The 24,091-nt window shown below is 39.1% G+C and carries 28 protein-coding genes and 1 other annotated feature; of the genes, 26 read left to right on the forward strand and 2 right to left on the reverse strand.

The features are described 5' to 3' along the window. Positions 1-305: 305 nt before the first annotated feature. The 4 genes from ACOEN1_RS06555 to ACOEN1_RS06570 all read left to right on the forward strand — a co-directional run bounded on the left by ACOEN1_RS06555 (position 306) and on the right by ACOEN1_RS06570 (position 3,899). Positions 306-1,085 (forward strand): GNAT family N-acetyltransferase, encoded by a 780-nt coding sequence (locus ACOEN1_RS06555; RefSeq protein WP_422485800.1) that lies wholly within the window; start codon positions 306-308, stop codon positions 1,083-1,085. A gap of 118 nt (positions 1,086-1,203) precedes the next feature. Next, complete coding sequence (locus ACOEN1_RS06560) at positions 1,204-1,779, forward strand: DUF4342 domain-containing protein (protein ID WP_422485802.1); 576 nt, start codon at positions 1,204-1,206, stop codon at positions 1,777-1,779. Next, entirely contained in the window at positions 1,757-2,446 is a 690-nt protein-coding gene (locus ACOEN1_RS06565) for a response regulator transcription factor (protein ID WP_422485804.1), read from the forward strand. The genes ACOEN1_RS06560 and ACOEN1_RS06565 overlap by 23 nt, the downstream gene beginning before the upstream one ends. Beyond that, positions 2,433-3,899, forward strand: a complete 1,467-nt coding sequence (locus tag ACOEN1_RS06570; RefSeq protein ID WP_422485806.1) for a sensor histidine kinase — start codon at positions 2,433-2,435, stop codon at positions 3,897-3,899. The genes ACOEN1_RS06565 and ACOEN1_RS06570 overlap by 14 nt, the downstream gene beginning before the upstream one ends. A 57-nt stretch (positions 3,900-3,956) precedes the next feature. Here the strand turns inward: ACOEN1_RS06570 and ACOEN1_RS06575 are convergent, their stop codons facing one another. Next, positions 3,957-4,607, reverse strand: coding sequence for a DUF2202 domain-containing protein (locus ACOEN1_RS06575; RefSeq protein ID WP_422485808.1), 651 nt, complete (start codon positions 4,605-4,607; stop codon positions 3,957-3,959). A 213-nt stretch (positions 4,608-4,820) separates the two neighbouring features. On the opposite strand from ACOEN1_RS06575, the gene ACOEN1_RS06580 reads away from it, so the two are divergent. The 7 genes from ACOEN1_RS06580 to ACOEN1_RS06610 all read left to right on the forward strand — a co-directional run bounded on the left by ACOEN1_RS06580 (position 4,821) and on the right by ACOEN1_RS06610 (position 10,460). Then, complete coding sequence (locus ACOEN1_RS06580; protein WP_422485810.1) at positions 4,821-5,042, forward strand: hypothetical protein; 222 nt, start codon at positions 4,821-4,823, stop codon at positions 5,040-5,042. Positions 5,043-5,208: 166 nt separating this feature from the next. Then, on the forward strand, positions 5,209-5,931 hold the full coding sequence (locus ACOEN1_RS06585) for a ZIP family metal transporter (protein ID WP_422485812.1): 723 nt from the start codon (positions 5,209-5,211) through the stop codon (positions 5,929-5,931). A gap of 201 nt (positions 5,932-6,132) precedes the next feature. Continuing rightward, a complete protein-coding gene (locus tag ACOEN1_RS06590) occupies positions 6,133-7,335 on the forward strand; it encodes an iron-containing alcohol dehydrogenase (RefSeq protein ID WP_422485814.1) in 1,203 nt (400 codons plus the stop codon). A 69-nt stretch (positions 7,336-7,404) separates the two neighbouring features. Continuing rightward, positions 7,405-8,310, forward strand: a complete 906-nt coding sequence (locus ACOEN1_RS06595; protein WP_422485816.1) for a TPR end-of-group domain-containing protein — start codon at positions 7,405-7,407, stop codon at positions 8,308-8,310. Between the two features lie 76 nt (positions 8,311-8,386). Further along, the gene (locus tag ACOEN1_RS06600; protein WP_422485818.1) at positions 8,387-9,295 is read left to right on the forward strand and encodes a helix-turn-helix domain-containing protein; all 909 of its coding nucleotides are present in this window, start codon (positions 8,387-8,389) and stop codon (positions 9,293-9,295) included. A gap of 152 nt (positions 9,296-9,447) precedes the next feature. After that, positions 9,448-9,906 carry a hypothetical protein gene (locus tag ACOEN1_RS06605; protein ID WP_422485820.1) on the forward strand — a complete coding sequence of 153 codons (459 nt, stop codon included), beginning with the start codon at positions 9,448-9,450 and terminating at the stop codon, positions 9,904-9,906. Between the two features lie 104 nt (positions 9,907-10,010). Next, positions 10,011-10,460 carry a DUF3795 domain-containing protein gene (locus tag ACOEN1_RS06610; RefSeq protein WP_422485822.1) on the forward strand — a complete coding sequence of 150 codons (450 nt, stop codon included), beginning with the start codon at positions 10,011-10,013 and terminating at the stop codon, positions 10,458-10,460. Between the two features lie 69 nt (positions 10,461-10,529). On the opposite strand, the gene ACOEN1_RS06615 is transcribed toward ACOEN1_RS06610, so the two are convergent. Next, positions 10,530-11,891, reverse strand: a complete 1,362-nt coding sequence (locus ACOEN1_RS06615; protein WP_422485824.1) for a deoxyribodipyrimidine photo-lyase — start codon at positions 11,889-11,891, stop codon at positions 10,530-10,532. A 177-nt stretch (positions 11,892-12,068) separates the two neighbouring features. Here ACOEN1_RS06615 and ACOEN1_RS06620 point away from each other — a divergent pair, with 177 nt between their 5' ends. The 15 genes from ACOEN1_RS06620 to ACOEN1_RS06690 all read left to right on the forward strand — a co-directional run bounded on the left by ACOEN1_RS06620 (position 12,069) and on the right by ACOEN1_RS06690 (position 24,061). Further along, a complete protein-coding gene (locus tag ACOEN1_RS06620; protein ID WP_422485826.1) occupies positions 12,069-12,500 on the forward strand; it encodes a VOC family protein in 432 nt (143 codons plus the stop codon). A gap of 28 nt (positions 12,501-12,528) precedes the next feature. Further along, positions 12,529-13,380, forward strand: coding sequence for a pirin family protein (locus ACOEN1_RS06625; RefSeq protein WP_422485828.1), 852 nt, complete (start codon positions 12,529-12,531; stop codon positions 13,378-13,380). Between the two features lie 15 nt (positions 13,381-13,395). After that, complete coding sequence (locus tag ACOEN1_RS06630; RefSeq protein ID WP_422485830.1) at positions 13,396-14,238, forward strand: nitroreductase family protein; 843 nt, start codon at positions 13,396-13,398, stop codon at positions 14,236-14,238. Between the two features lie 311 nt (positions 14,239-14,549). Next, positions 14,550-15,023 (forward strand): flavodoxin family protein, encoded by a 474-nt coding sequence (locus ACOEN1_RS06635; RefSeq protein ID WP_422485832.1) that lies wholly within the window; start codon positions 14,550-14,552, stop codon positions 15,021-15,023. Positions 15,024-15,054: 31 nt separating this feature from the next. Beyond that, the gene (locus ACOEN1_RS06640) at positions 15,055-16,233 is read left to right on the forward strand and encodes a M20 metallopeptidase family protein (RefSeq protein WP_422485834.1); all 1,179 of its coding nucleotides are present in this window, start codon (positions 15,055-15,057) and stop codon (positions 16,231-16,233) included. Between the two features lie 110 nt (positions 16,234-16,343). After that, positions 16,344-16,595 (forward strand) — a binding site (T-box leader). 28 nt (positions 16,596-16,623) lie between these two features. Then, positions 16,624-17,520 (forward strand): transporter substrate-binding domain-containing protein, encoded by an 897-nt coding sequence (locus ACOEN1_RS06645; RefSeq protein ID WP_422485835.1) that lies wholly within the window; start codon positions 16,624-16,626, stop codon positions 17,518-17,520. A 36-nt stretch (positions 17,521-17,556) separates the two neighbouring features. Further along, positions 17,557-18,219, forward strand: coding sequence for an amino acid ABC transporter permease (locus tag ACOEN1_RS06650; protein WP_422485837.1), 663 nt, complete (start codon positions 17,557-17,559; stop codon positions 18,217-18,219). Further along, positions 18,212-18,949 (forward strand): amino acid ABC transporter ATP-binding protein, encoded by a 738-nt coding sequence (locus tag ACOEN1_RS06655; RefSeq protein ID WP_422485839.1) that lies wholly within the window; start codon positions 18,212-18,214, stop codon positions 18,947-18,949. Before ACOEN1_RS06650 ends, ACOEN1_RS06655 begins: the two co-directional genes overlap by 8 nt. Positions 18,950-18,961: 12 nt before the next feature. Further along, entirely contained in the window at positions 18,962-20,398 is a 1,437-nt protein-coding gene (locus ACOEN1_RS06660; RefSeq protein WP_422485841.1) for an amidohydrolase, read from the forward strand. 131 nt (positions 20,399-20,529) lie between these two features. Next, complete coding sequence (locus tag ACOEN1_RS06665; RefSeq protein WP_422485843.1) at positions 20,530-21,033, forward strand: GNAT family N-acetyltransferase; 504 nt, start codon at positions 20,530-20,532, stop codon at positions 21,031-21,033. Positions 21,034-21,081: 48 nt separating this feature from the next. Continuing rightward, positions 21,082-21,789: a B3/4 domain-containing protein gene (locus ACOEN1_RS06670; protein ID WP_422485845.1), complete on the forward strand. Its 708-nt coding sequence runs from the start codon at positions 21,082-21,084 to the stop codon at positions 21,787-21,789. A 140-nt stretch (positions 21,790-21,929) separates the two neighbouring features. Continuing rightward, on the forward strand, positions 21,930-22,676 hold the full coding sequence (locus ACOEN1_RS06675) for a DUF2087 domain-containing protein (protein WP_422485846.1): 747 nt from the start codon (positions 21,930-21,932) through the stop codon (positions 22,674-22,676). A gap of 29 nt (positions 22,677-22,705) precedes the next feature. Continuing rightward, positions 22,706-23,056 carry a GIY-YIG nuclease family protein gene (locus tag ACOEN1_RS06680; protein ID WP_422485848.1) on the forward strand — a complete coding sequence of 117 codons (351 nt, stop codon included), beginning with the start codon at positions 22,706-22,708 and terminating at the stop codon, positions 23,054-23,056. A 56-nt stretch (positions 23,057-23,112) separates the two neighbouring features. Then, positions 23,113-23,574, forward strand: coding sequence for a peroxiredoxin family protein (locus ACOEN1_RS06685; RefSeq protein ID WP_422485850.1), 462 nt, complete (start codon positions 23,113-23,115; stop codon positions 23,572-23,574). Positions 23,575-23,665: 91 nt separating this feature from the next. After that, complete coding sequence (locus ACOEN1_RS06690; protein ID WP_422485852.1) at positions 23,666-24,061, forward strand: GNAT family N-acetyltransferase; 396 nt, start codon at positions 23,666-23,668, stop codon at positions 24,059-24,061. The last annotated feature ends 30 nt before the right edge of the window (positions 24,062-24,091 follow it).

Raw genomic sequence — 24,091 nt, forward strand, 5'->3', positions numbered from 1 at the left:
CTTTAAAGGGTATTATATTTTATTGGTGGACCAGTTTTCAATTAATATGGTGGTACAGTTTTAAGTTAACACAAACATCATAAAAGTTATTTTATAGGATACTATATTATTCCTTTTAATTCAACTTTTGAATTTTTCCTTCAAGAAATAACAAATTACTTCAAAATAGAAGAGAAATGACAGAAAATGAGCATAGTAGCTAAATTAATTGTACTCTTATTATCGATTTGTTGTATAATCAAGGTGATATGATATCGTGCAAAATTTAGTTCATTGCAATAATCTATTAAAACCGGGAGGCGAAAATGAGAATAGTAAAGACCAATTTTGACAAAATCCAGGACATGATGGTTGAAAATATTGTTAGTAACAAGATTACAGTAGAATCATTCTGGGAAGAACATGTTATTGAAAGCAATCATTATGCTCTAATGAAAGAAGATAAAATGGTTGGTTACTTCACAATTCATGATGAAAGCACAATAACCTCCTTCTACATAATTGAAGAATATTCACATCTTGGACAGGAAATATTTGAAATAATAAAACGATATGAGAAGGTTACCAATGCAATGGTGACAACAGGAGATGAATACTTTTTAGCTCATTGTGTAGATAGTTTCCAAAGAATGGAAAAGCAGGCTTATTTTTCTCTGTTTGGAGAAAATGTACCAACTGATTTCATTAGAAAAAACATTCAATTTGAAAGGGTGCGGTCAACGGATGAAGCATCAATTATCAAACTGGCAGGAGATTTCTTCAGCGAGGATGAAGTGAATAGGGTTATAAACAATGTAGATTATTACAGAGTCTACAAAGTACTCCAGGATGAAGAATTGATTGGTTTTGGAATAGTTGAGACCGGTCGAGTTATCAAATCCATAGCCAGTGTAGGAATGTTTGTTATGGAAGATAAGAGACAACAGGGTTATGCGAAGAATATCTTGAGGCAGCTGAAGGAACTCGTTGAAAAAGAAGGCTATGAAGCCAGATCTGGCTGCTGGTATTACAACCATAATTCCCTGAAGAGTATGAAAAGTGCTGGAGCTTATCCAAAGAGCCGATTACTTAGATTTTATTTCTAATAGAGAATAAATTAACAAATTAAATTGTATTTTTAATGTAATTTTAATCTTGCTTAAATTGTGTTTAAAGGTTGTCTTGCTACAATTAAACCATACTAAACAATAGGAGGTTTGAAATATGGTAACTTTAGAACAAGTAGAAAAACTAAGAGAGTATGCAAACATTTCTTACGAGGAAGCAAAGGTGGCTCTTGAGGAAACAGATGGTGATATCCTGGAAGCTATTGTCAATCTTGAAAAGCGAAATCGGATCAATAGACCAGAAGGAGGAGGCACCTTCAATTCAAACGAAAGACAACAGGAGTCTCATGAGAAAAGCGGTGGAACAACAGGAAACAAAACTTATACCAGACCCGAAAGATCATCATTTGGTCAGATGATAGGAAAATTCTTCAGAAGCCTTGGAGATATAATCAGCAAGGGAAACAGAAATACATTTGAAGTTATGCAGGGTCAAGAAAAGGTAATGTCAATACCAGTGACCGTTATGGCGGTACTTCTACTCTTCACATTCTGGATAACAATACCACTGGTAATCCTTGGAATGTTCTTTGGATACAGGTATAGAATTGTTGGACCTGATCTTGGAAGAGAAGATGTTAACCGTGCAATGGATTCTGTAGCAGATGCAGCTGAGAATTTCAAAAATGAAGTAAAAGGTGATATGAAGGATGGAAAAAATTCTGATAATTGAAGATGAAGAAAAGATAGCTCGTTTCATAGAACTTGAGCTAAAGTATGAGGGTTATGAAGTAGAAAAGGCATTAAATGGAAGGGATGGGTTGGAGCTTGCGACAACCCAGCCCTTTGACCTTATTCTACTTGATATCATGCTGCCTGAATTGAATGGGATTGAAGTCCTGAGAAGAATCAGGAAGGACTCGGATGTACCCATTCTTTTGTTGACTGCCAGAGATGCTGTAGTGGATAAGGTGGCGGGACTGGATGGTGGAGCGGACGACTACATTACAAAACCATTTGCCATTGAGGAGCTTCTGGCAAGAATAAGAGTAGGGCTTAGAAAGAAGACAAATGATAGCACTGCAAAAGCATCAACAGAAGTAAGGGTAGGAAGATTAGCGCTAGATCCTGTAAAGAGGGAAGTCAGAGTAGATAAGAGTTATATCGAATTGACAAAGAAGGAATTCGATTTACTCCATTATCTCATGGAAAATAAGAACATAGTAATCAGCAGGGAAACGATACTCGAGCACATATGGGGATATTATTTTTCAGGGGAAACGAATGCTGTGGATGTTTATATTAGATATCTCCGCTCAAAGATTGAGGAACCCTTTAACTTGAAAATAATTCATACTGTTCGTGGAGTGGGGTATGTGATAAAAGATGAGAAGGACTAAGAACAAAGGGTCAACTACAATAAAAGACAGAATCCAATCATCACTTGTCTTGCGACTGAATGTAAGGATGATGGGGAGATTGCTTGCAGGATTTTTAGCCATAAACATAATTATAATCCTGATAAGTTTTTTTGTTGTTTTTTGGAATGTAGAAAATGGAATAGATAATATCATTGAATTATCTGGTAAGTATGATAATGAGTCTGATCTTTCATTCGGTGATTTGAATTTATCTCAAGAAGAAGAGACTTTGGAAGGGATTCAAATAAATGAGACAGTACTGGAATTCATTGACAGGAATGATACAGGGGGAACCAGAGAATTAGGTATATTAACAGCTGACCTGGAAAAAGATGTCATAGATAGACTGGAGTCATTAAAGTATGTTGCTTCAATCGAAATAAACGAGACAAACAATTATGTTTCATATGAAATAGGCAATGATTTTATGATATTTATTGGTTTGTTTCTTGTAATACTTGGATTTGAAGTGATTATCTTGACTACAGGTTTTGTAAAAGGTTCACGGATGATAAGAAGAACTCTAAAGCCTTTGAACGAGCTTGCTGAAGCTGCTAGAAGTCTGAATAGAGAAGTGACTTCCATGAGCTCAAAATCTCAGGATAGATATCTAAAGGATCTGGCTGGAGCAATAAGCAGTATAGATGCAAATAGGCTTGATGAGCAAATTTCTGTAGATAGTTCCCAGGAGGAGCTAAAAGGATTGGCATCGGCCATAAACCAAATGCTTAACAGAATCAACGACTCATATCAATCTCAGGTTCAGTTTGTATCAGATGCATCCCATGAGCTCAGGACTCCAATCTCGGTGATTCAAGGATATGTTAACTTGCTTGATCGTTGGGGAAAGAATGATGAAAAGACAATGCAGGAATCAATCGATGCTATCAAGGGAGAAACTGAGAATATGAAGGAACTGGTAGAACAGCTCTTGTTCCTTGCTCGTGGAGACAATGAGACAATCCAGTTACATGAGGAAACCTTTGATGTATGCGAAGTAATCCATGAAATTGCTCGAGAAGCTGAAATGATTGATACAAATCATAACTTTAAGATGGACTTGAAATGTCAGGCCTTTATTAGTGCAGACAAGCAGCTTATCAAACAAGCCATAAGAATACTTGTAGATAATAGTATCAAATATACTCCTGAAGGTGAACAGATTATTCTAAGGGTTTCTGGTGACGATAGCTCAGTCAGAATTACGGTTCAGGATAGTGGTATAGGTATTCCGCCTGAAAGCATTCCTCGTATATTTGACAGATTCTATAGATCAGATGAATCAAGGGCTAGAAAAACAGGAGGATCAGGACTTGGATTATCAATTGCCCAGTGGATAATTGAGCGTCATGGAGCCTATTTTGAGGTTTTAAGCAGGTTGGATATTGGTACACGAGTGACTGTTGTTATACCAAGAGTAAAGGATGAGTGATTTAATTAAGAGTGGTGATCCGAATTATTCGGATCACCACTCTTTTTTGAGAACTTTTTATCCTAGAGGACAATCTTCAATATTTAGAACTTTGTTTCTCTGATTATTTCCACCAAATCCATTTGATGATTTCCCGTAGTTTCCATCTACTCTTCCATTGCCTCTTGCCCCATTATCTGCTGAAGAAGAACCTCTTTCAACCTGCCTTTCAAAAGCATCCAGGTGATTCTCTGATGCCGTTTTCAGTCTCTCAAATGTCAGTCTTACATCATCAGGTAGATCCTGGTCCAGGAATTTTTCATACATGCTTATGTTTATGATTTCAGCATCAACACCTATTTCATATGCCTCTTCCAGACTTTCAGGTGTTACAACCAATAAACCCCAATCCATTGAAGGAATCTCTAGCTCATACTTTTCAAATAGAGGTTCCAAAAGACTTACGTGGGTCTCCTCAGCCTTAAGTATGTTTGTAAATGGTCTATTGACTTCAAATTTCTCAATTATGACCTTATACTCCTCAAGGGCAAGGTATTCATCTTCTATTGAAAAATTCAGCATTTCCTCAATTGTGAAGCTGTCTTGAGATAGAGCTCCACCTGCTCCAATATCACTGCTTTGTGCAAAGGCGGTTATTCCTGTGGAACTTGATAGTATTACTCCTAGAGCCATAATGGTTCCAATCGTTCTTTTTATTGATTTTTTCATTTTTAGCATCTCCTTTTTATAAGTTGTTTGTTATCTTGACTTAAGTATAGCTCGTTGTTGTGATGAAATAATGATGGAGATATTAAGGTTCCATGAATTAATTGTTGTTTAGCTATAAGGGTAGAAATTCCGAAGGATAATTGACATATGTTATATACAGAGTATAATTAAATTGTAAAGAATAGTTCATACTGTTGGCAGGAGGTGTAAATGATGCCTAGAGGAAATGGAACAGGTCCGGCAGGAACCGGCAGAGGTTCAGGATTAGGAAATCAATCAGGAACAGGTAGAGGTAGAATGGGAGGACCTTTTAGTGCAGGCCCCCAGGGTTACTGTATTTGTCCAGAATGTGGAACAGAAGCACCTCATGGAAGAGGTGAAGCATGCAATACTATAAAGTGCCCAAAATGTGGTGCCATGATGACCAGGAAGTAGTTGGACAAAAGATATGAGTTCCGGTTACTCCGTCCAATAGAATTGCAATTCAATTAAATATAACACAACATGACAATAAGTAACCGGGATTCCCAGTTGCTTATTGTTTTTGGAAGACCTAGAGGTATTTTATGGTAATAGTAAACTTAACCAAGGAGATGTTAATATGGGTAACAGTGGTACTTTTATTTGGGTTGCTGCTTTTGCAATAAGTGCAATGGTTGTGAATACAATTGGAATATATGCAATTTACAAGAATAAGAGTTGGGTAGAAAGAAACAAGGAATACTTCATGTGCTTTGCTGCAGGTGTTCTAATATCTTCGCCCCTAATAATAGCTTTTCCGCAAGCCATAGAAAAGAATAACAATGCTGGATTTGCAGCGTTGGCTGGGTTTGTTTTTATGTTTTTCAGCAACAAGATAATTAAGTACAAGACCAAGCAGGAGGCACTAGCCTTTGGAATAACGGCAATTGAAGGAATTGGGATACACTCATTCATAGACGGTATTACTTATGCGGTTACCTTTAGTGCCAGTATTTATACAGGTCTTCTTGCGGGGATTGGACTTGTCGTTCATGAATTCGCAGAGGGGGTCATAACTTTTTCGGTACTTGTAAGCGGAGGGGTCAGTGAGAAAAAGGCTATAATTTATGCTTTTCTGGTGGCAGGATTAACTACACCAATCGGTGCCTTTGTAGCGTTTCCATTTGTAAGCGGCTTAAGTAGTGAGATTCTTGGCCTTGCACTTGGTTTTGTTGTCGGAGTCTTAATTTTTATATCAGCATCTCATCTTCTTCCAGAAGCAACGGCTCATGAGAAGCAGCACTCCTACATTGCCTTGATATCCGGAATTTGTATTTCCCTTTTGATCATGTTTACAAAATAGCTTACAATAGGTATGATGGCATGAGGAATAGTCTTCTACATTTGCAAATTTTTTACCGAGAGGTTTTGGCAAAATTTAGTAGTTTTAAGTGAAAACTTGGCCTTGTTGCTTTATTATATATAAAGTAACAGGGCAGTTTTTTAAGCTGTTTTGAGACTACGTCTATTAAAATGGGTAAATGGTTATGGAAAGGGGGTTATTATGATGTATAAGATGTACTGTAGATTTTATCAATCTATCCTCAGACTGGTTTCAAATTTTCTTCCGTGGCGGTTGCCGGAATTGATTCAAGGGAAGGGAAGTATCAAGAAGTTGCATGCTCTTGTCAGGGACAGGCAGGTAGAGAAACTGTTGGTCATAACTGATAAGGGGATTATCAGTATTGGACTGATGGATGAAATGTTACAAGGATTTGATGAAGCAGATGTTGCATATACAATCTATGATGGTACAGTCCCCAATCCTACGATAGATAATATTGAAGAGGCTTTGGTAAGATACAAGGAGAACAATTGCAATGGAATAGTTGCTTTTGGGGGAGGATCCTCAATGGATTGTGCAAAGGGCGTAGCGGCTCGTTTGGCAAGACCGGAAAAGAAAATCCCACAGATGAGAGGTCTGCTAAAAGTTAGAAGAAGAACCCCCTTGTTATTTGCCGTTCCAACCACATCAGGTACGGGAAGTGAGGGAACCATAGCAGCAGTTATAACCGATAGCTCCACACACGAAAAATATGCTATTAACGATATGTCACTTATACCTCACTATGCTGTACTGGATCCAATGTTGACAGTTGGATTGCCTCCACATATAACAGCCACTACAGGGATGGATGCTCTTACACATGCAATTGAGGCCTACATAGGAAGAAGTAACACAAATGAGACAAGGGAATGGAGCAAAGAAGCTGTCAAACTAATATTTGAAAATATCTTTGAAGTCTATGAAAATGGGGATAATCTAGAAGCAAGGGAAAATATGCAGAAAGCTGCATACTTTGCAGGACTTGCATTTACAAGAGCTTATGTTGGATATGTTCATGCAGTGGCACATACACTTGGTGGATTTTATGGAACTCCACATGGATTGGCAAATGCAGTGATATTACCATATGTACTGGATTATTTCGGTGAAAGTGTGTACAAGCCTTTATCAGAGCTGGCTGATTTTGCTGGAATCTCTGAGATTATAGACAGTGAAATGGAAAAAGCTGAAAAGTTCATCCAGAAAATCAAGGAACTAAATAGAGACATGAATATCCCTGACAAGATTGAAGGAATTCGTGAGGAAGATATACAAGTCATGGTAGAAAGAGCCTTCAAGGAGTCGAATCCATTGTATCCAGTCCCAAGATTTCTTGGGAAAGAAGACTTGAGAAATATTTACAATCTTGTAAGAGCGTAAGAAAAAACAGTAGGGACGTTTTTTTTGTTTGGTTTTTGCAGTGGCTGAACACAAAGACAAGGAGGGTATATGGGAGAGAATAGAGTACTGAACAGTACACTGGAATTATTGGAAGAAAAAGGTGTAAAGGAAGCATATGAATATATTTTATACCATAAGAAAAGCATTCCTACTCCTAGCAGCCAGTTTTACAATTTTCTTTACTGCCTGGCTGCACTTAGTGACAAAGAGGATGAAGCGCTTGATTACCTTGAGGAGTCAATTGTTGGAAGGGGTTATTGGTATAGACCTGAGGTATTCCAAGATGAGGATCTGGATAGCATAAGACATACAGATAGATTCAGAAAATGTGAAGATGCATCGAGGATTAGGTACAAGGAGTCATTTGATAGGGTAAACACAATTATAACATGGAATCATAAGTCAAAAGAAAAGATACTCCTGGCATTGCATGGCAATCAACAAAATCTGAATCATAGCAGGGGACATTGGCAGTTCCTGGGAGAAATGGACTACCAGGTTGAATACATACAATCAGAGGAGATTGACTCCTGCGAACTTTTCAGATGGGAAGATGAAGGAACGGGACCAATGCAGCTAAAGGAAAGTATGCAGAAGATGCAATGGGATAGCTACGAAAAAAAAACAATTGGAGGTTTCTCTGCGGGATGTAATGTGATTTTGCGAGCCATTCTTGAGCAGGATATCAGTTGTTCTTCAATTATTCTTCAATCTCCCTGGATACCAGTAGTTGATAATGATATAGGTGGACTGGTTGATAAAATAAAGAGTAAAAATATTCAGGTGTTAATTATCTGCGGTACAAAAGACTTGGATTGTCTGGACAGGAGTAAGATTCTTTTCAATGAATTGATCAATAATGGAAATTCAGTTAAAGGCGTATGGGTGAATGATCTAGGGCATGATTTTCCAGAGGATTTTGAGGAGATTGTAGCGGAATTTTTGAATTTTTAAGTACCAGTAACTTTAGCAAGGAAAGTCAAGAAAATATGCTGCCTAAATGATATCTTTATCATCAGGAGGTTATTTCATGGAACGATGGGAAAAAATTGATGCAGTTCAAAGGATGCAGGATTACATCGAAGAAAATATCAACGAAGTAATCACACTTGCTGATTTGGCGAAGGCTGCAGGATATTCACAATGGCATTCTGCAAGGATTTTCAGGGAACTGACCGGCAAATCTCCTTTTGAGTACATCAGGGTCTTAAGGCTTAGTAAGGCTGCTATTAGGCTTAGGGACAACAAGATCAAGATTGTGGATGTTGCTTTGGATTTCATCTTTGATTCACATGAAGGCTTTACAAGGGCGTTTGCCAGGGAATTTGGAGTGGCACCTAAGTCCTACAGTATGGATCCAAATCCCATAAAGCTGTTTATTCCCCATAGAATTCGTGATTACTACCTTACATTCCAAAAGGGAGAGGATATTGTTATGGAAAAGAAAGGCACAAGTACTGTATTTGTTCAGGTGATTGAGAGACCTGCCAGAAAACTTATCTTAAAAAGGGGAACTTATGCAACCCAGTACTTTGAGTATTGTGAGGAAGTGGGTGATAATGTATGGGGGTTGCTTGTAAGCATTAAAGAAGCGCTGTATGAACCTGCAGGAATGTGGTTGCCGAAGAACATGATCAAGCCAGGGACATCAGAATATGTTCAAGCCGTAGAAGTAGCATCTGATTACAATGGAAAAGTACCTGAAGGATTTGACATGATCGATTTGCCTCCAGCCAAAATGATGGTCTTCCAGGGTGAACCATATGAGGATGAAAACTTTGGTGAAGCAATCGGAGATTTGTGGGAGGTTATTGAAAAATTTAATCCTGCAATATACGGGTTTGAATGGGCAGAAGAGGAAGCTCCACGTTTTCAATTGGAACCACAGGGATACAGAGGATATATTGAGGCGAGGCCAGTTCGACCATTAAATCAATAAGGTAATTTAATATCAGTATTATAATTGACAAAAAAATAACTTAATTATATTATGTGACTATACAGTAAATAAACTGAATAGTCACATAATTATTTGGGGACTTATAAATTCACTTTGCTGGATCAATAATAAGACCATGTTAGGAGGTTTTGATGAGGTACATAATTTTTAGCTTGTTATTTATAGTTATTCACACGGTATCTTATACTGTAGCAGGAATGATTGCACTAAAGGTTAGCAAGGACTTGTATGAGGAACAGAAAAGATTGATTGATTATACCAGAGATATGTCTATTGAGGAAGAAAGGAAGCATGTCGAGAAATGGTTCCTTCCAGCACAGTTCATTAGGGGATTAATTTTATCGGTAGTATTGTACCCCATCATTGGAGCACTAGGAGAAATAACGTTTGTTATGAGAGCTTTGTTTATGGGAAGCTTAATGTTTGTGTACACAGATATAGCCAGTGCTATACCATTTCCACACAATATTGAGGGACTTGTATATATGAAATCCAAGTATATTCAAAGAAAAGCAATGGGTAAACTTTATTTTGAAATGGTCTTATACAGCATTTTTTTTGGACTTGCATCCAGCTTGATTCTATTCTGATAAGAAGAGACGATAAGTAGCGAGGGATACGAAAAAGGTACAATAGAAGAATATGAGAATCTTTGGAAAGGATTAGGCATAGTAAATACAGGAGGCGGCTTGTAATGAGAGAAAATTTGATTGCTCCATGTGGTATGAACTGCAGACTGTGCGTTGCATATCAATTTAAGGAGCATGATATAAACAAAAGAGGCTTTCACAGAAAATACTGTCCAGGCTGCATTCCCAGAGAAAAGCATTGTCTCCATATGGCAGATAAATGTGAATTAATAGGAAAAGGCAAGGTAAGGTTTTGTTTTGAATGTGAAGATTTTCCATGTAAAAGGCTCAAATCATTGGATAAGCGGTACCGAACAAAATATCATATGAGCATGATTGATAACCTTCAACTTATTAAAGAACAAGGTATGGATAAATTTTTGGATAGTGAAAAAAAGAAGTGGAGATGTTCTAAGTGTGGAAGCGTAATCTGTTGTCATAACGGACTTTGCCTGAATTGTGATTTGGAAAAATTGATCAGTAATCGAAAATATAGGTGGGACGACGAAAAATAAATTATTAATTTGGACAACCAAAAAATGACGCCCCACTTTAACAGGGGTGTCATTTCAAAGGGAATATATTTACTCGTTTTGAAGACTTTCAACCTTTTCTAGATATCTATTCATATCAAACTTTCTTTCAAGTCCTTTGGCATTCATATACCGTACTTTCCCGAATACATCCCTTTCCTTCCAGCCCCTGTCATGCTTGCCAAAGCACCAGGCAACTCCAGCAAATCCGTTTGGATCTCTACCGTCGAGATTATATTTGTTGTTGAGAAACAGGGCTGTCTTAAAAGCCTCATCAGGTGTTTTGCTCCACTGGAGTATTTTTTTGCCCCAGTACATTCTCATATATCCGTGCATTTTACCTGTCAAGATCATTTCCTTCTGGGCTGCATTCCAATAGACATCATGGGTCTTTGCATTTTCAAACTCTTGCAGGGAGTATATATACTCCCTCTTATCATCCATATGCTCATTCAAGGTTGTCTTAGCCCATATATGCAAGGAATCCAAAGTATCGTAGTTGTCATTGTAATAGACAAAGTTTATTGCCAGTTCCCGTCTTACTATAAGCTCCTCAAGAAAATCTTCTTTGTTTTCATGGTCGACATGAAGGAATCTTCTATAGATATACAAGGGAGAGATTTGACCAAAATGAAGATATGGACTTAAGTTTGAAGAGTAATCTAGACCGGGTTCGTTTTTTAGTTGACTGTACTTATGGAGCTTGTCTTCAATAAAGTCTTCAAGATGTGAATTAGCATGTCTGGTACCTCCCATATAAGCTTCAACTGGCTTCACTGAACGGTCGATATCCATTTCTCCTAAAGCCTTTTCCAAATCATCAATATCAAACTCAATTAGATTTAAATCAATATCCAGGGATGAAATGAATATGGAATCATCAGTCAAGGTGGCTGTGAATTCATCTATAAGCCTGTTCATTTTACGTCTAAGAGTGGCAGCAGAGTACTCCTCCTTATTCGAGAGGGTCTCCACAGGAACCATCACATTGCTTTCTACCTGAACTACAGGACAAGCTGCGTTGCTGGCAAGATAATCCCTCCATGTTCTTTCGATTCTAAGATAGCCTTTATCTGTAACCATTAATGCAGCGTTTGAAGAAATCTTCAAAGCTCCTTTTTCAGGGGAAACTTTTTCAATTAACATTCCTATGTTTCTTTCCCTAAGGTCATCCCTGACTTCCTTCAACCCTTCAAGCATAAATCTGTAGTGTCTTTCATTGGCTTCTGGAAAACTATCAGTTACTCCGAAATAGACTAGAAGCGGTTTTTCCAATTCGTTTGCTTTCCTGATCGCGTACTGAAGGGCGTGGTTGTATTCAACCCTTTGTGAGCTTTGCATCCAGTAAATGATAAAAGGCTTGTCAGCTATTTTATTGTCATTCAAAGTCCTTGTTCTTTCTACCTGAATCATCTTAGTCCTCCATCTTTGTATTTACTGTATTTTACACTAAAAGACATGTTAAGAAAAGAAATATCTGGAAGATGGTTTTCTGGTGTCAAAACAGAGTACTCCTTGATGGATATAGTTGAAACTTTTGGGGTATATACCACTTCAAGAGGGCATAGGCCTTGAAGGAGGAATGCATGTATGAATAGAATAAATATTATTTGTCTTGGTGTAAGGGATATGGAGAGGTCAATAAGCTTCTACCGTGATGGGCTAGGTTTCAAAACAGATGAGAAAGACAATAATCCCGATGTAATTTTCTTTGACAACTCTGGTACGAAGCTAGAATTATATCCCCTGAAGTTACTGGCAGAGGATGTTGACAGTGAGAATCCTCCCCAAATTTGCGAGGGCTTTTCAGGGATAACACTTGCCTACAATGCAAAAACCAAGGAGGAGGTCCATCAGATAATTGAATTGGCGAGAAATGCTGGTGCAAAGATTCACAAGGAGCCTCAGGATGTGTTCTGGGGAGGATATCATGGATATTTCTCGGACCCGGATGGGTACTTCTGGGAAGTGGCATGGGGACCAAATTTCATATTTGATGATAACGATATGATTCAGGTTTAATATATTAATTAAGTTAGGAGAGGTATAGATGGAAAGAAAGATAAAAAAGAAGGTAACCGGGTTTCAAACTCAGGATGGGGCAGGTGTCAAGCTTGTAAGAGTGCTGGGGCATCAGACAGTGGAGGACTATGATCCCATACTTATGCTTGATTCATTTGACAGCAGAAATCCAAAGGATTACATAGCAGGTTTTCCACTGCATCCACACAGAGGAATTGAGACAATAAGCTATGTATACAAGGGCAAGATGATGCACAAGGATTCACTTGGAAATTCAGATACAATTGGCGATGGTGAGGTACAATGGATGACGGCAGGATCCGGAATACTTCATGAGGAAAAGCTTCCTGAAAGTGAAAGACTGCTGGGGGTACAGCTATGGCTTAATATGCCAGGTAATAGAAAGATGACTCCTCCAGCTTATCACAGCATTAGAAATTCGGAGATTAAGGAAGTCTCCCATGATGGAGGAAAAGTAAGGGTTCTTGCTGGAACCTACAAGGATATCAATGGATTCAAATCATCACACCTTCCATTGGATTATTATGATATCCATGTAAATGAGGGAGCATCAATTACCGTGGATACACCACATGAAAAATCTATAATGCTATTTACACTTCTGGGAGAAATAAAGGTTGGTGAAGAACCAGTCAAGGAGAAGACTGCTGTAAGACTTACTGAAGGAGACTCGGTCACCATATCAAACAATGGAAAATCTGTGGCTCAGGTTCTTTTTGTAAGCTCAGAAGCATTGAAGGAAGAAATAGCCTGGGGTGGACCAATTGTTATGACTAATCAGGAGGATTTAAGACAGGCATTTACAGACTTAAGGCAGGGTACGTTTTTACAGGATGGCATAGACTATAGCGATAAATAATAAGGAGAGTTGTCAATGAAGGCAGGTTTTAATATTGAAGATGCAGTAAGAAAAAGATACAGTGTCAGAAATTATAGTGATAGGGAGATTGGACTGGATACAAGAAAGGAAATTGAGGAATTTATCGGCACACTTGATAATCCATTTGGCAATAATATTGATTTTCACTTTCTTGACGGAGATGAAATGAAGGGTCAGCAAAAGCTTGGGACTTATGGGGTAATTAAAGGTGCGAAACAGTATATTGGAACAACAATAAAGCTTGATGATATGGCACTTCTAGCATTGGGCTATGAATTTGAGGCACTGGTATTATACCTTGCACACATGGATATCGGTACATGCTGGCTTGGTGGAACCTTTGACAGAAAGGGATTTGCTGAGGCCATGAATGTGAAGGAAGGTGAATTGTTTCCAGTAATTACACCTTATGGATATGCTGCAGAAAAGAAGCACATAAAGGAAAAGGCCATGAGAAAGGTCATTAATGCAGATAAGAGAAAAAGCTGGAAGGAGCTTTTCTTCAGTGATGATTTCAACACACCTTTGAAAGAAGAGGATGCAGGTGAGCTGGCTTTTCCACTGGAAATGGTGAGACAGGGACCTTCAGCATCAAACAAACAGCCATGGAGAATTGTTCTTAGTGATAAAGACGCACATTTTTATGAAGATAGAGAACCCGGTTACAGTGACAGATTCCCTTACGATATTCAAAGGGTAGATATGGGAATTGCAGCTGCACACTTTGATTTGGCAGCAAAAGAAAAAGGAATCACAGGACACTTTGATACTAAAGCAGACCCAGGGATTCAATTGCCGGAGAATATGGAGTATGTATTCTCATGGATTAGAGATTAGAGTAATAGAGATTTAAAACAGGGCCATTCCACAACATGGAATGGCCCTGTTTTATACTACAATATTCGCTTCATCGATGGTTAAATCTGAGTTGTTCAAGCCTGCCCATAAATCCTTGTCCTTTATCATATCTCTGGTTTCCTTCATCTCACACAGCTCCTTTGTTTAGCACTATACTTGTATTCTAAAACAGATTTCCTGTCATTTTTGCAAAGTATTCCCAAACAAAAGACTTTTTGACAATACCTTGCTATAATATTTAGTAGATAGGTTTTATGGAAGGCTTTTCATCTTGATGTAATGGGGGGAATATGAAGGCTTTAATAATATATTGTTCAGACTACAGAGGAAACACGGAAAAGATAGCCTATGAAATAGCAAGTAAAATTGATGCAGAGATTCTTAATATTAAGGATTTTAAGAATGATGCCATTGATATTGAGGAGTACACACTGATAGGCTTTGGGTCAGGAATTTACAGGGAAACAATATCCCATAAGCTATATGGAATAGTTGATGGGTTGGACCTGGGTGGCAAGGATACATTCGTGTTCTCTACCAGTGGAGTGGGTATGAAATTTTACAACATCAAGCTCACCAGGCTTCTCAAAAAGAAGGGGGCAATAGTATTGGGAAGCTTTGCATGCAAGGGAAGCTTTACAGCCTCAGAGTTCACCGACAAGAAAATATTCAATATCTTTGGCAATATGTCCCAGGGGCATCCTGATAAAAATGATATGGTAAATGCTGAAAGGTTTATAACAGATTTCATCAACAAAATTTAAAATAGGGATAGAATAAATAAGGAGGATCAATATGACCGAATACATTACACTTGCAAATGAAATAAACGAGGAAATAATTGAAAACAGAAGATTGCTTCATCGATTCCCTGAGACAGGTTTTCAGCTGGACAGAACGGTTGAATTTGTTGAGAAGAAATTAAAGGAATATGGAATTGAGCCTCTTAGGATTGGAAAAGCCGGAGTATCAGCCACAATAGGAAAACCTGGAAAAACAGTTCTTCTAAGAGCTGATATGGATGCGCTTCCAATGAAGGAGGAAACAGAGCTTCTATTTGCATCTGAGAATGAGTTTTGTCATTCATGTGGTCACGATGCACATACAGCAATGCTGCTGGGTGCTGCAAGGGTTTTAAAGGAGACTGAGGAGGAGATTGAAGGAACAGTGAAGCTAATGTTTCAGCCTGCCGAGGAGCTGCTTGCAGGAGCTCAGGATATGATAGAAGCTGGGATCCTACATAATCCAGAAGTGGATGCAGCAATTGCAATGCATATTTATGTGGGGAATGAAATTTCCAAAACTGGAACAATATCATATGCAAGAGGAGCAGCGCTTTTCTCTGGGGATGCCATAAAAATACATGTCAAGGGTAAAAATGCCCACGGGAGTACTCCAGACAAGGGTATAGATGCCATCAGCATAGCGGCACATATTGTTATTGCTCTTCAACAGATTATTGCAAGGGAAGTTCCAACTGAAGACCAGGCAGTTGTTATAGTCGGAAAGATAAGCGGTGGAGATACTGTCAATACACTGGCTGGTAATGCTGAGCTGGAGGTTTCAGTAAGGGCTACAACTGAAGAGAAGCGGGAGTACCTTAAGAACAGGGTAAGGGAAATATCTGAAAATGTTGCGAGAACATATAAAGGAGAAGCAAAGGTTGAGTTCTGGTACGGCATGGGCCCTCTTTATAACGATCCTGAGCTGACAGATCAGGTTGCAGGATATTGCGGAGAGATTATCGGCGAGGAGAATCTCAATATTATACCAATAGCTGTTGGGACAGAGGATTTTACATCTGTTGCAGCCGAGGTTCCAGGAGTCATGATAAATCTTGGTGTAGGTAGTGTGGATGAGGGGTACAATCTATCCATACACAATCCAGGGATGGTGTTGAATGAAGATGCTCTTCATATCGGTTCAGCTCTTTATGCACATTGTGCCACGAGATATCTTTCAAATAAAGGATAACAGCAAAAGCCATTCAAGACTGTGCGTAAACAAGTTATAAAAAATTATTTTACTTTTAGGGTTTACAAATCAAATGATACGTGTTATTCTTATAAATATTAATTTAATATGGTAATGCGATGACAGGAAAGAGTAATCAATGCGAAGGCTTAAAGAGAGTACATGGTTGGTGTGAATGTATGGCAGTCTTTTGATGAACACATCCTCGAGCTGGTTGATGAAAGCCGAAAGGCAAGTAGTTTTATTCGGATAACTGCACCCGTTAGCAATGCAGGGGTATAGAAGCTTGTACCTGATGAGGATGATGTCGCGAGGCATTGTCAAATTAAGGTGGGACCACGAGAATAACTCTCGTCCTTTAGTGTAGACTATTGGACGGGAGTTTTTTAATTGGAATTTTTTAAAAGGGAGATGTTGACAATGACAATGAAAAGAAGAAAAGGATTTATAACGTTACTAATGATGCTGGCAGTATCAGTGTTCGCTACGGGTTGTACGACAAGTGCTGGAAGCGAGCAGGAATCAACAAACAGACTTGAAGAAATCAAGGAAAGAGGTTATCTTGAAGTGGTAATGGAACCATATTTTGCACCCTATGAATTTATTGATCCCAGCAAAGAGGGAGTGGAGCAGTATGTTGGCAGTGACGTTGAGTTTGCCAAGGTCATAGCAGAAGAGCTGGGTGTTGAACTTAAAATAATACCTTTGGAGTTTTCTGCAGTACTTAGCAGTGTAACGGAAGGAAAATATGATATGGCAATTTCAGCCCTTTCATTTACACCTGCAAGAGCCGATGCAATGAATATGTCAAAAGGATATTACTTTCCAGAAGGTGGAGCGGGACACGGGCTGCTTATTAGAGCAGAAGATGTAGCATCAATAAAAGGACCTGAGGATATTGATGAAAAAGTCATAGTTGCCCAAAGCGGATCTTTGCAGGAGATGTTTGTAAATGATCAGGTTCCTGATTATAAGGAATTCAAGAGAGTATCTGCAACAACAGATGGATTCCTCATGGTCCAGGAGAATAAGGCTGATGTATGTGCAGCATCAATTCCTATGGCTCAGTTATATATCGATGCAAATCCTGGTGCAAATCTGATGGTGGTTGAAAACTTTGAGTTCTATATGGATGAATCAACGTCAGGGACCAGAATTGGAATGCCTAAGGGTGAGGATGAATTGACTGAAGAGATAAATAGAATAATTGACAAGGTTATGGAATCAGGAGAGTTTGATGAGTGGCACAAGGAGTACACAGAGTACGCAAAGAGTCTTGGACTGTAGATTTGAGGCAATTACTAGTATATGAGGAGATAAAAAATGATAGGCACAATAATTGAGCTTTGGACAAAATACGATTATGTATATCTGAATGGACTAATGGGAACACTTTGGCTTGCAGCTGTAACAGTTTTTGTCGCAACAATCCTTGGAACCTTCATAGCGATTATGAAGCTTTCAAAGATAAAGCTGCTTGACAAACTGACCAATTTATACATTGGTGTCCTAAGAGGTACACCAATCCTCTTGCAGCTTTATTTCTTCTGGCTTCTTTTGCCGAAGGTATCACCAATTTCTCTTTCAGATACTGCCTGTATAGTGATTGCCTTAATTGTAAATGCAAGCTCGTATGTGGCAGAGATAATAAGAGCCGGCATACAGGCTGTTGACAAGGGTCAGACTGAGGCGGCAAAAAGTCTTGGGATGAGTAACAGAAACACCATGAGAAGGATTATACTGCCACAGGCAGTAAAGAATATTCTACCTGCGCTTGGAAACGAGTATATAACAATGGTAAAACAGACATCTCTCGCATCGGTCTTTTTTGTTCAGGAGCTTATGACATCCTACAGAACCGTACAGTCTGCAACATTTTTAGCCATACCATCCTTGGTGATAGTTGGGGTTATCTATCTGGTTGTGACTTCAATATTGTCAAAGGGACTGGATATATTCGAAAGGAGATTGCAGGCAAATGAGTAGAAAAGAACTTATAAGAGTTGAAAACTTGTGTAAATCCTTTGGAGAGCTGAAGGTCCTTAAAGACATAAACGAGAGCATCTACGAAGGCGAGGTCATATCAATAATCGGTCCTTCGGGAAGTGGTAAGAGTACATTTCTCAGATGCTTGAATCTACTGGAAAAACCAACAGAAGGCAAGGTGATTTTCAAGGGAGTAGACCTGGCTAATAAGAATGTCAATGTGGATCTTCACCGTCAGAGCATTGGGATGGTTTTTCAACTATTCAATGTATTTCCACATCTTACAGTGCTTGAAAACATAACCCTGGCTCCTGTACTTGAGAAGGGTATTCTAAAAGTAGAAGCTGAAAAAACAGCCATGGAACTTCTCATTAGAGTAGGACTTGCTGATAAAAAGGATGAGTACCCAACAAGGCTATCCGGTGGTCAGAAGCAAAGACTTGCTATTGTAAGAGCTTTAGCCATGGGCCCGGAAGTAATGTTGTTTGACGAACCTACCAGCGCACTGGACCCAGAGATGGTAAAGGAGGTTCTGGATGTAATCAAGAGCCTTGTGCAGACCGGGATGACCATTGTAATAGTAACCCATGAGATGGGTTTTGCAAAAGAAGTAAGCGACAGAGTCTTGTTTATGGATGATGGGATAATACAAGAGCAGGGAAGTCCCTCTGATATCTTTAATAACCCCCAAAATCCAAGGACGATTGAATTTCTAAGTAAAATTCTTTAGGGAGGCGTTTAATTGGACAAGCTTGAATTCATAGAGAAAGTCATAGGCGAAAAGGAAGAGCTTCTAAAGGAAGCCAGCAGGAAAATCTGGGAAGCTGCAGAGCTGCCATATATGGAAAAAGAATCAGCGGAAATTCTGATGGATATACTTAAAAACGAAGGGTTTGTTGTGGAAGAAGGTGTAGCAGATATGCCAACCGCATTTATTGCAAGGTATGGACAGGGGAAACCGGTAGCTGGATTTTTGGGAGAATACGACGCACTGGATGCCTTAAGCCAGAAACCAGGCATCCCACGGAAGGATCCGCTGGTAAAGGATGGACCAGGACATGGATGTGGTCACAATCTTCTTGGAACAGGATCCCTTGGAGCTGCAATAGCCCTTAAGGAGTATCTAACTAGCACGGGTGAAGAAGGAACTGTCATTTACTACGGAACACCTGCTGAAGAAGGAGCAGGTTCAAAGCAGTTTATGGCCAGGGAAGGCATATTCGATGAAGCTGATTTTGTATATACATGGCACCCGGCTACAAAAAATGGTGTTCAGTCAGACAGGACTGTAGCCATAATGGGAGCCAACTTCAGATTCAAGGGATTGACTTCTCACGCTGGAGGAAGTCCTCATCTTGGGAGAAGTGCGCTGGATGCTGCAGAGCTAATGAGTGTTGGGGTCAACTACTTGCGTGAGCATATGATTGATCAGGCAAGAATTCATTATGCATATATGGACGCAGGTGGAGTCTCTCCGAATGTGGTACAGGACAGAAGCCTTGTGAAATATGAAGTTAGAGCTCCCAAGGTTTCACAGATGAGAGATTTGTTTGACAGGGTCGTGGATGTTGCCAAGGGAGCATCACTTATGACAGGAACCACAGTTGAGCATGATATTACCATGGCATTTTCAGATTATATTTCCAATGGCGTTCTTGCTGAGATTGGAAACAAGTGCTTGATGGAGGTTGGCCCCCCAAAATGGAATGATGAGGACTACAAGCTGGCAGCTGAGTTTCTGGGGACCTATGATAAATCAACACAAAAAGCCATAAGAGAGGATCTGGAGGAAATATACGGATTTGATAAAGTCGATGAGATTCTTAAAAAGCCTCTGGATTCGATGGTTCACCCCTGGAAGAAAGACAACAGAAAATACAGTTCCGGATCAACGGATGTTGGGGATGTAAGCTATGTTGTCCCGACGCTTAATTTTCAAATAGCTACGGCTTGTGTTGGCAATGTTGGCCATACCTGGCAAATGACAGCCCAATCTGGCAGTAGAATCGGTGAAAAGGGAATGCTTACTGCAGCCAAGGTAATGGCACTATCAGCAATCAGGACAATGGAAGATAGGGATGCCATAAAGAGAGCCAAGGATTTTGTAAAAATACAAAACGGTGGGAAATATATATGCCCACTTCCAGAGAAGCTTAAGCCACCGGTAGGGACATACTAGGCTGAAAATAATAGGTAAACGAAGCAAATATGATTTTGCTTCGTTATTTTTTTGTACTGAAAGTACAAATATTGTTATAATGTGTATGTGAGAATAAAATGGATTTCAAATAGAAACAGGGGTTGGTGTATATGATAATTGCCGAAACCAATAGATTAAGATTAAGACTTCTGAAAAGAGAGGATATTGATGACCTGATGGGAATATGGGGAGATCCTGAAACCATGAAATACTGTGGAGGAGCTGGATCGAGAGATCGGGAGATAAGATCTCTTGAATTTTATATCAAGCAGCAGGAGAAAATGGGATTTTCACCATTTGCAGTTGAGCTTAAGGAAGATGGAGAATTTATTGGTGTCTGTGGATTAAACCCTCCTTCAGATGATTGTGATGCCGAGTTTATGTATCACTTCAAGAAATCGAGCTGGGGCAATGGCTACGCTACTGAGGCTACTGAAGAATGCCTCAGGTATGCAAAGGACAATACATCCATAAGAGTGATTGGTGCACTTGTGGATAAGGATAACCCAGCATCAGCAAAGGTTCTGTTAAATGCTGGATTCCAATTTATTGGAATGAAATGGTGCGATGATACAGAACAGGAGGAAGAGCAGTACAGGAAGTTTTTGAGATAGGCTGGATGAAGAATTGATGATCAGCTATTTATATAGGGGGGAGTCGGTGTGAAAAAATTTATAATTGAAGACGATTTCTGGGATATCTTCCCGGATGCAAAAATAGGTGTAATTCTATGTAAAGGCATAGACAACAGCATCAAGGAAGAAACGCAGTATCTCGATATGCTAGAGAGTGCAGAAAAGCAAGCCTTAAAGCATTTGCCTGATGAGAATTTCAGCGATAACAAGGTTATAAAGGTATGGAGAGAGGCTTTTCAGGAGTTTAAGACAAAAAAGGGAGCACGGTCATCGATAGAAGCACTTCTTAAGAGAGCACATAATGGAAAGGGAATAGGGGCAATCAATCCACTAGTTGATATGTATAATTCAATTTCCTTAAGGTATGCTCTTCCCTGTGGTGGAGAGGATATGGATAAATTTGCAGGAGATATAAGGCTGACCAGGGCTCTTGGGGATGAGGATTTTATTACCCTTGGGTCAGAAAAGAGCGAGCCACCTTATGATGGGGAAGTGGTATATAAGGATGATGAAGGAGCAATTTGCAGATGCTGGAACTGGCGCGAATCAGTAAGGACAATGCTCAGAGAGGAAACAAGCAATGCATTTTTATGTATTGAATCTGTTGATCCAACAAGGGCGGAAGATCTTGAAAAGGCCATAAATGAGCTTGCAGAGCTGGCAGAAAAAAATCTTGGTGGTGAATGTAGGATTGCCATTATGGACAACAATAAGAGGAAATTGGAAATCGAATAGACAATAAATTGAAAGCATTCAGAATAGGTCTGAATGCTTTTTACTTGCATTGATAGCAAACGATTAAAATAAATATTGACTTCTATAACAAACAAAACTATAATATGTTTATGCATATAGTAAACGAAAGGAGAAAGAATATGGAACTTGAGAAGCTCACAATAGAAGAGTTGAAGAATGGATATAAATATGAAAAGGAATCAGGGAGATATGTCTGCAATAACTGCAAGAAATTCTATGAAGCAGGAGAAATATATAAATTTGGTGATAGGTTATTCGAAGCATCCAAGGCTGTGGAAATCCATATTGAAGATGAACATGATGGAAGCCTTAAGGACATTCTGTTTAGCGATTCCAAGTACAACTCATTAACTGCAAATCAAAAGGACTTGGTTTGGAAGATTTACACTGGGATGTCAGATAAGGAAATTTCGCAGGAACTCGGATTGTCCCCCTCCACTGTAAGAAACCAAAGATTTACACTAAGGGAAAAAGCCAAGCAGGCAAAGCTGTTCCTGGCAATATATGAACAGGCAATAGAGAAAAAATCAAATCCTGAAGATGTAATTGTCCCGGTTCATGGTAGTGCAACAATGGTTGATGATCGATATGTGATAACGGAGAAGGAAAAGGACAAGATTTTGGAAGCTGAATTTGAAAGCCTTAATCCACTTAAACTTAAGCGATTTCCAGGCAAAGAAAAAAAGAAGATAGTCATCCTTGGTAGAATAGCTGGTCAATTTGACCATGGGGAAAAGTATACAGAGCTGGAGATGAATGAAATAATCAAGGAAATTTTCCATGACTATGCTGTCATCAGAAGGTATCTGATTGAGTATGGGTTTATGGATAGAACTGCTGATGGAAAGGCATACTGGCTAAAGTAGGGAATATTGAAAGAAAGGAGTAGTAATAGATGGATAGAAGGAAAGAACTAAAGGAAGCCTATAAAAAAACAATACCCGATATGGGTGTGTATATTATAAAATCAAGTGATGGCAGGAAGTGTCTGCTTGAAGCCACAAGAAACATCAAAAGTGGAATCAACAGATCAAAATTCACTCTGGATTTTGGAAGCCATCCAAATCAGGAACTTCAGACGGAATGGAAAATCAAAGGGCAGTCAGAGTTTCAAATGGATGTTCTTGAGATTCTTGAGTATGGTAGGGATGAGTCACAGACCGATTACACGGAAGAGCTGGAATTGTTGAAATCCATGTGGGAGAGAAGGCTTAAGAATGAGGGGATGGAGTTTTTTGGGGAATAGAGGGTATATACGATGATATACAAAAACCAATTATTTCCCAAGAGAGGATGAATTAAATGGCAAGTGTTGAAGTAAATAAAAAAGCACCGGATTTTGAAATCAATGACTTCAAGGGAGAAAAATTCAAGCTATCAGAATTCAAGGGAAGCAAGAACGTTCTGATTGTACTTAACAGAGGTTTTGTTTGACCATTCTGCAGAAAGCATATGATGCAGTTGCATCAAGACCATGATGAGTTCAAGAAAAGAAACACGGAAATAGTTGCAATCGGGCCAGAAAATGCCGAAAGCTTTAAAAAGTACTGGGAAGAGAACAAGCTGGAATTTCACGGAATACCAGATGAAAAACACTCGGTGCTAAAGCTTTACGGGCAGGAAGTGAACCTTTTCAAGCTTGGAAGAATGCCGGCACAAATGCTGGTGGACAAGGAAGGAATTCTCAGATATGTCCATTTTGGACACTCAATGAAGGATATACCGGAAAACAAGGAGATAATTGAGCTGATAGACTCTCTTTAATAATTACGAAAGAATGGATGCTGAATTAAGTCAGTGTCCATTCTTTTTAGTATAATATAGAATATGGGAAAAAGTGTAATGGAGGTTAAGTATGGAAATTAGAAAATATCAGAAAGATCAGGACGAAGCAGGGCTTATGAAAATGATAAGGGATGAAGGTGAGGATTGGTATTGCTACTGGGCAGATGAAGTGAATGAAATGTACAGACAGGCACTTGAGAACTCAATAACCTATGTTGCTTATGAAGGTGGGGAGATATGCGGATATTCAAGATCAATCAATGACAATGGATTCTACATCTATGTGTGCGATCTCCTGGTCAGGAAGTCATGTAGGGGTGTAGGTATCGGGAAATCGCTTATGGAGTCCATATATTCCGACTATCCTCCAATGACTGTGTATGTGATGTCAGATGTGGATGGTTACTATGATACCCTTGGGTATAGGAGAGAAGGTTCAGTATTTGAAGTGTCAAGACCAGAGTAGGGTATGAAGGAGATGAATCCGGGATAATAT

It is taken from the genome of Gudongella sp. DL1XJH-153, from assembly GCF_049310905.1.
Taxonomy (GTDB): domain Bacteria; phylum Bacillota; class Clostridia; order Tissierellales; family Tissierellaceae; genus Gudongella.

Excerpts from the sequence above, each read along its gene's own strand:
- ACOEN1_RS06555 (WP_422485800.1), top strand. The coding sequence starts at position 306 with ATGAGAATAGTAAAGACCAATTTTGACAAAATCCAGGACATGATGGTT.
- ACOEN1_RS06560 (WP_422485802.1), top strand. The coding sequence starts at position 1,204 with ATGGTAACTTTAGAACAAGTAGAAAAACTAAGAGAGTATGCAAACATT.
- ACOEN1_RS06565 (WP_422485804.1), top strand. The coding sequence starts at position 1,757 with ATGGAAAAAATTCTGATAATTGAAGATGAAGAAAAGATAGCTCGTTTC.
- ACOEN1_RS06570 (WP_422485806.1), top strand. The coding sequence starts at position 2,433 with ATGAGAAGGACTAAGAACAAAGGGTCAACTACAATAAAAGACAGAATC.
- ACOEN1_RS06575 (WP_422485808.1), bottom strand. The coding sequence starts at position 4,607 with ATGAAAAAATCAATAAAAAGAACGATTGGAACCATTATGGCTCTAGGA.
- ACOEN1_RS06580 (WP_422485810.1), top strand. The coding sequence starts at position 4,821 with ATGCCTAGAGGAAATGGAACAGGTCCGGCAGGAACCGGCAGAGGTTCA.
- ACOEN1_RS06585 (WP_422485812.1), top strand. The coding sequence starts at position 5,209 with ATGGGTAACAGTGGTACTTTTATTTGGGTTGCTGCTTTTGCAATAAGT.
- ACOEN1_RS06590 (WP_422485814.1), top strand. The coding sequence starts at position 6,133 with ATGATGTATAAGATGTACTGTAGATTTTATCAATCTATCCTCAGACTG.
- ACOEN1_RS06595 (WP_422485816.1), top strand. The coding sequence starts at position 7,405 with ATGGGAGAGAATAGAGTACTGAACAGTACACTGGAATTATTGGAAGAA.
- ACOEN1_RS06600 (WP_422485818.1), top strand. The coding sequence starts at position 8,387 with ATGGAACGATGGGAAAAAATTGATGCAGTTCAAAGGATGCAGGATTAC.
- ACOEN1_RS06605 (WP_422485820.1), top strand. The coding sequence starts at position 9,448 with ATGAGGTACATAATTTTTAGCTTGTTATTTATAGTTATTCACACGGTA.
- ACOEN1_RS06610 (WP_422485822.1), top strand. The coding sequence starts at position 10,011 with ATGAGAGAAAATTTGATTGCTCCATGTGGTATGAACTGCAGACTGTGC.
- ACOEN1_RS06615 (WP_422485824.1), bottom strand. The coding sequence starts at position 11,891 with ATGATTCAGGTAGAAAGAACAAGGACTTTGAATGACAATAAAATAGCT.
- ACOEN1_RS06620 (WP_422485826.1), top strand. The coding sequence starts at position 12,069 with ATGAATAGAATAAATATTATTTGTCTTGGTGTAAGGGATATGGAGAGG.
- ACOEN1_RS06625 (WP_422485828.1), top strand. The coding sequence starts at position 12,529 with ATGGAAAGAAAGATAAAAAAGAAGGTAACCGGGTTTCAAACTCAGGAT.
- ACOEN1_RS06630 (WP_422485830.1), top strand. The coding sequence starts at position 13,396 with ATGAAGGCAGGTTTTAATATTGAAGATGCAGTAAGAAAAAGATACAGT.
- ACOEN1_RS06635 (WP_422485832.1), top strand. The coding sequence starts at position 14,550 with ATGAAGGCTTTAATAATATATTGTTCAGACTACAGAGGAAACACGGAA.
- ACOEN1_RS06640 (WP_422485834.1), top strand. The coding sequence starts at position 15,055 with ATGACCGAATACATTACACTTGCAAATGAAATAAACGAGGAAATAATT.
- ACOEN1_RS06650 (WP_422485837.1), top strand. The coding sequence starts at position 17,557 with ATGATAGGCACAATAATTGAGCTTTGGACAAAATACGATTATGTATAT.
- ACOEN1_RS06655 (WP_422485839.1), top strand. The coding sequence starts at position 18,212 with ATGAGTAGAAAAGAACTTATAAGAGTTGAAAACTTGTGTAAATCCTTT.
- ACOEN1_RS06665 (WP_422485843.1), top strand. The coding sequence starts at position 20,530 with ATGATAATTGCCGAAACCAATAGATTAAGATTAAGACTTCTGAAAAGA.
- ACOEN1_RS06675 (WP_422485846.1), top strand. The coding sequence starts at position 21,930 with ATGGAACTTGAGAAGCTCACAATAGAAGAGTTGAAGAATGGATATAAA.
- ACOEN1_RS06680 (WP_422485848.1), top strand. The coding sequence starts at position 22,706 with ATGGATAGAAGGAAAGAACTAAAGGAAGCCTATAAAAAAACAATACCC.
- ACOEN1_RS06690 (WP_422485852.1), top strand. The coding sequence starts at position 23,666 with ATGGAAATTAGAAAATATCAGAAAGATCAGGACGAAGCAGGGCTTATG.